Source organism: Bradyrhizobium sp. (assembly GCF_049581145.1).
Taxonomy (GTDB): Bacteria; Pseudomonadota; Alphaproteobacteria; order Rhizobiales; family Xanthobacteraceae; genus Bradyrhizobium.
In genome coordinates this window covers 1-4,917 of the sequence record NZ_JBAURI010000247.1, presented here as the reverse complement: position 1 = coordinate 4,917, position 4,917 = coordinate 1, and the positions used below count along the sequence as shown (strand labels likewise).

Genomic DNA, 4,917 nt, shown 5'->3' with positions numbered 1-4,917 from the left:
TGTCATTGCTGATCGCGGCCGGCGCGCTCTACACCGACCACAAATACGTGCTGCCGTTCGCGGCGGCGGGCATGCTGTGGGGCCATTATTGGGATGCCTCGAACTGCATGACCATCCCAACCATGGTGGCGAAACCCGAATACCGGGGAACGGCGAGCGGCTTCGCCTATATGTTCGTCAAGCTGCCGTCGTTCCTGGCCATCTTCCTGTTCCCGTCGTTGTTTGCCGCGATCGGCCAGGCCAATGCGACGCTGTTCGTCGCCATTTTTCCGCTGATCGGCTTGCTCGCGGCGATCTTCATCCTGCCGGAGGTCTACGGCTATGAGCATGACTAATGGGAACGGCGGACTTCCGACGTAAGACGCAAGAGAGGCATAGCCAAACTGACCGGTCAGATTCGCCGGAATTCGGTTGAAATGAGCCAATCGGTCGCATATCTGTCATTTAACGTAGAAGAATCTTCTTCGGGAGGCGATCCATGCCCAGGCCGAGTCTGCGCGAGAAACTCGCGAGCAGTGCGGTCGACACCCTGCACGCCTTTGGCTTCAGAGGCTGTTCGATTCAGGACATCACCGAAGCTGCGGGAGTTCCGAAGGGCTCGTTCTTCAATCATTTCGACAACAAGGAAGACCTGGCGATCGACGCCTTGCGGCGCTACCTGGAAGGGACCCGGGTGGATCTGTTGTTCGAGACCGGCGTCCCGCCCCTGCAGCGGCTGAGGAATCATTTCGATTTTCTGGCCGGCCGGCTGGAAAGCTGCGGCTTCGAGCGCGGCTGCATGCTGGGACTGTTCGCCACCGAAATGGCCCAGGAATACCCGAAGATGCGGGAAGAACTTCGACTGGTGTTCGAGGCGTGGTGCGGCGCGGTCGAATCCGTGCTGCGCGACGCGCAGGCCGCGGCCGAGCTCGACCCGCGTCACGATCCCAGCCTGCTGGCGCGTTACGTGGTGAACGCCTGGGAAGGCGCCACCGTCCGGCTCAAGATCACCCAGGATCGCGGCCCGATCGACGATTTCTTCCACGTCTGCTTCAAGGTCCTGTTGAAGTAAATGTGAGCCTCTCTCCGTTGACATTTTAAGCTGACCGGTCAGATTGCGGATCGCGAGTTTTTTGCCTCCGAAGTAAGCTGACTGGTCATCTTGGATTGCGGTATTTTTATACTTCATTGATCCGAACCTTGCCGCGGGTTCAACAGAGAGAGCGCATGATGTTGAAGTTGCTTCAGAACACCGGAACGAACGGCCGCCGCCTGCCCGGTCTGATTTTGGGCGCGATGGCCCTCCTTGCGTTGATGTCGGCGATGCCGGTCGCGCCCGCATCCGCGCAGGTCCCTGCCGATATGCTCCGATTGGATCCACCCCAGCCGTCGAATGCTGGCCCGCGGGTCGCTACGGACCAGCGTGCCAAGGTACGCAGCGCCTACGCGCGCAGCCGGAGGGCGCAGGCGCACTAACGATGCTATCGATTGATCTGCGATCCTGACATCGGCGCACGTGTCGGATCGGCTCGACCGCCCCGCGTTCCCGGCGCGGGGCGACCGATGCAACCATCAAATCGGCCCCCGATTGTTCTTCCCGGTTCTTCCCAACGCTACCTCCGGAAAAGGTCTGTGACCGCCTTTATCGTAGAGCCAGTCCATCCTTGATTCGCGCCTTGTTCCATGAGGCTGTTGATCAGCACGGCGCGACTTTGCAGGCTCAACCGTCTGATCGCAATGTCAGCGACGCGATTCGCCAAATACTGAAATTTCAGTAGCGGGAATCGATCCGCGGCGCTGCAAATGCGCTGCATGTCGGCCCACACTTCCAGCATCTCCGCTATGATCGCGTGCGGTTTCTTCGATTGGGCCACGAGGTGGCGATAGCGGCTCTCGTACAAATCGACGAGCTCGGCGTGACACGGCCCGAACGACGCTTTGGCATATTCCACGGCAGCATCGAACCGCTTGATACCCAGATTAAGATTGCCCAGCGCGATGCTGATGATTGCACGATTCCTCAATACCATCATTCGGGCTTTGGGCGGAACGCTGCGCGCGTCTCCGGAAATGGACCAGGCCTCCTGCAGCATGCTGTCAGCCGCATTGAGCTGCCCATCCATGATCAGCGCATTCGAAAGACAGGCGCGTGATTCGACCCGAAGACGGGGATCACTCGCGAGCTCGACACCCATTTTCAGGGCTTTGAGCGCCGACGCGAACACTGGCCGCTTGTTGGCCTGAAAGTCCTCCAGCAAAGCGTTGCCGAGATTGATGTAGAGCTGATCGACGAGAGGACCGCCCGGACCAGCCGCGTCAATGCCGGCCTGATAGGCATCCGCCGCCGATTCATATTGCTGCATATGAAACAGGCAGCGCCCCCTGACGTTGAAAAGCTCGGGACGATAACGCTCTGGAAATCCGGCATGCTGCAGGATCTCCGCGGCAAACCTCGCCCCGGATTGATAGCTGGCCCCCTCCACATAACTGATTGCACGCAGGCTCGCGAATTGCCCAAGCCTCGTTGGTTCAAGCCTGTCGACAAAGGGAACGATCAACGTTGTCAGTTTGAACCAGTCCAATGTCGTGAAGCTGCTATGCCAAATCTCGTCGACGGCGTCGTTGGGATCGACTTGCCCATCTTCAAGGCGACGAGTTAGATCATCCAGAACCAGCTTTCCGACTTGCTGCATCCATTTTTTGACCGAGCTGTCGGATTCATCCCGCCAGAAGTCCTCAGACATATGAAGCAGCGTCTCGCGAACCTGACCGGGCTTCCGGCGCCAGGCGCGTTCGATCAACTCGAACTGCTCCGGCTCGGTGCGGAACGGACTGCGGATTTCGTTCAGCAGCAAGGCTTCGCCCACGAGATCCGGGCGAACCGCATCAACCATCAGGGGCTCGGTGCGCCGACCGGTACGTCGAACAGATGGCAAGGCCTCCGCCAGGACGGTCAGGATCTTCTCTTCCGCCACGGCGTCCTGGCTCGCAATCATCCGCTCCTCGCGGATCATCCGTTTCAGCTCAGCGAGATCGCAACCGCCTTGAAGAGTGACGCAAGCCACGAGGTGGATCGCGAACTCTTCGCTGACAGCATAGCCCGATGCTATCCTCTTGACCCGCAATGCCTCCGAAACGGCTATGCTCTTCGCGAGATCGTTCGTTGCAAGTGAAGCGGCAAGCTCGGCACTCTCCATCACGGCAACGATGCCGGCCATGATGAGGTACAATGGTTCGGTCGACTCGGATTTCTCCACCACTCTGCTCAAGGAGGCCGGATCAGTTGCGGGCATCTCGCGCGCCTTGGCGCCGTCACGAAATTTCGCAACCGCCTGGATAACCTGCTTCAGCAGCCGAAGCCGATCATCTGGCGAGTTGATGCCGGACAAGTCGACCGGAACTTTCGGCGACAACAACCGCTCCGGACTTGATTCACGGGCCCCCGCAGTCCGGAACAGCCCCTTCCACCAGCCGACCTCCGGGTCTGCTTCGCGCTCAAGCAGGAGTAGCCGCAGCCTTGGGCCGTGAGAGTTTGGCGCGCGGCGACACAATCCTTGCAACCAGGATCCCAATGAGTGCGCGCACGCGCCGACATCATCCACCACGACCAAGGTCGGCTCCAGCCATTTCCAGGTCTTGCACTCCTGTGACTCGGTGAACCGTTTGAGCTCGTCATGGGAGACGAAGCCGCTCACCCACCGACTTCCCAGGCCATCGCCGCCTTGACCGGCCTCCTGGCATAACTCGATGGCCAATCGCGTCTTCCCGGTGCCGGCGCCTCCCGTCAGGCACCTCACGGACACGTTCGCTGGCTCGGATAGCCACGCTTTCAGGGCTGCGATATCCGCGGTGCGGCCGACCATCTGCGTTGCGCGCAAGTCGGTTCTCAGAAATTCAAACTCATTCCTCGGTTGGTCGTCGATGCTGTCCAGGTGAACTTGGTCCAGCGTGAGACCGCCCCGCCCGCCGACCAATGTCGTGGTTCGATAATCGCGGCTGGTCGCGATCTGTTCATCATTGATGAACCTGTCGTAAGGGGCGATCAGCTGAACCCGCTGCAGGATGGCTGGATCGACGGCAAACAGGAAGCGATCGGGACCGTGGGCACGCGCTGCGTCGACGGCGGCCTCGAAAGGCAGAGTTCCAGCATCCGCCCTGCCGGGCGCTGAAGCGGAGCCGCCGGATCGCTCGGTCCTGGCGAAGCCGGTGCATTCCACGGGAAGATAGTGAGCGCTGTTTTCCGCAATCAACCCGGCGAACACATCGGCGCTGCGGAGCACCCCGGTCATGACCCAGTCGCCGTCGCGCTGAATGCGCGCGCGGCTGTCAGGTGAGCGTGGATCGTCCAACAATGAGACGGCAACGAACGCGTGTCCCTCGACGACGACAACGAGCGGCAACAATTCATGACCGAGGCAGGCGCCGGCGAACAGCACGGCGAGGTCGAGGCACGTGGCGTTGCCGCCATCGAAGATGGCCTGGGGATCGCGTATCCTTTGCGGGCCCTCCGCAGGCGCCCACGCTTCCCGGGAATAGTGCAGGCCGCGCTCCGAGAGCGACTCGTAGATGGCGCGCACGACCTCGGCGCGCTGCCCAGCCGAAATTGCATCATCGCGAACGATCGATGTCGGGAGCCCTTCCGCGACATCAGGCACAACGTATCGGCTCAAGGTCGAAGGATCGTTCATGCTCCAAAGCGGCCACGCCACGGCGTTCACCAATCCTTGGAGGCGACTTCGAACACATCGTGCACCGGCGTCGCGACCAGAAAGCCATCCTTTGCCTGCGCTGTGACACGGTATCGACCGGGATCGAGCTTGCCGATCTCCAATGTTGCGCCGCCTTCCCTGCTTCTGATGGCGAAATCCTGCTTCGCTGTTTGATGGGTAACGCCCTCGATGGTGACCAGCAATTCGTCGCGTTCACTGCGGTCCTTGA

General features: G+C 60.6%; 3 protein-coding genes and 1 pseudogene. 2 read left to right on the top strand and 2 right to left on the bottom strand.

The window, feature by feature from the left end; genetic code table 11:
- Both WCB02_RS08380 and WCB02_RS08375 read left to right on the top strand, forming a co-directional pair.
- Positions 1-335 (top strand): annotated as a pseudogene (locus tag WCB02_RS08380) (MFS transporter); the annotation flags it as partial.
- Between the two features lie 143 nt (positions 336-478).
- Positions 479-1,051: a TetR family transcriptional regulator C-terminal domain-containing protein gene (locus WCB02_RS08375; protein WP_423957453.1), complete on the top strand. Its 573-nt coding sequence runs from the start codon at positions 479-481 to the stop codon at positions 1,049-1,051.
- 541 nt (positions 1,052-1,592) lie between these two features.
- Here WCB02_RS08375 and WCB02_RS08370 read toward each other — a convergent pair.
- Together WCB02_RS08370 and WCB02_RS08365 are read right to left on the bottom strand one after the other, a co-directional pair.
- The gene (locus WCB02_RS08370; protein ID WP_423957451.1) at positions 1,593-4,697 is read right to left on the bottom strand and encodes a hypothetical protein; all 3,105 of its coding nucleotides are present in this window, start codon (positions 4,695-4,697) and stop codon (positions 1,593-1,595) included.
- On the bottom strand, positions 4,694-4,917 hold a 224-nt coding region (locus WCB02_RS08365; protein ID WP_423957450.1), incomplete at its 5' end, for a hypothetical protein. The genes WCB02_RS08365 and WCB02_RS08370, both read right to left, overlap by 4 nt.